This is a genomic window from Rhizobium sp. UFLA01-1127 (assembly GCF_059803845.1).
On record NZ_JAUQTZ010000304.1, the window covers coordinates 1 to 921 of the forward strand.

A 921-nucleotide genomic window follows, 5' to 3' on the forward strand; every position below is an offset into this window, starting at 1 on the left:
GGGGCAGGAATGGACAGAGATGGCGATCCTCGGCCAAACGCATGCCGTCGTCTGGAATGAGGAAGCGGAGGGCATTCACAGCCTGCAGATCTCACCCCATTTCGGCATCGGCCAGCGCGCCTTTTTGATCGAAGGGCCGGATGGCAATATCCTCTGGGATTGCCTCAGCCTCGTCGATGAAGCCAGCAAAGCCCGCATCGCCGCCATGGGCGGCTTAAACGCGATTGCGATCTCCCATCCGCATTTCTACGCGTCGATGGCCGAATGGAGCATGGCCTTCGACGAGGTACCGATCCATGTCCATGCCGATGACGATCAATGGGTGCAGAGAACGGTTGCAGCCCTGCGTCCCTGGACAGGCGAGACGCTGCAGATCGGCCGGGCGACCATGATCCGTTGCGGCGGGCATTTCGACGGCAGCTCAGTGCTTCATTGCCCGTGGCTCGACGGCGGGCGCGGCGCCCTTTTCGTCGGCGACTCCATGCAGGTGACCATGGACCGCAAGTTCGTCAGCTTCATGCGCAGCTACCCGAACCTCGTCCCCCTTAATGCCAGCATCGTAAAGGCGATATCGGAGACGGTTCGGCCCTACCGGTTCCAAACGATCCATGGCGCCTTCCCCGGCCGAACGATCGAGCGCGACGGCAACCGCGTGGTGGAACGCTCGGCGGAAAGATACGTAAAGGCGATCACCGGTTAAGGTGTCGGGGCGTACCGGACATTGCTCCAGGCGGGTTCCCCAGTCGAGCCCGCAGGCATCAGGCGCAATTTCCGACCTGCGGCGAGGACGCATCATGATTAAAGGCACGTTAATGCTTCTGCATCATATCTGAATGCATGTCTCTTCATGACATGCGCGGCGCCATGACGGCATTGTTTGAAATGATTATGTCATTTGGCTCATTTCGGCGCGCTGGCCCT

1 protein-coding gene is annotated in these 921 nt (G+C 60.2%); it reads left to right on the forward strand.

The annotated features are described in order from the left end of the window. Nucleotides 1-700, forward strand: a 700-nt coding sequence (locus tag Q4Q11_RS31890) for an MBL fold metallo-hydrolase (RefSeq protein ID WP_498571987.1), incomplete at its 5' end; no start/stop codon positions are given. Nucleotides 701-921: the final 221 nt, after the last annotated feature.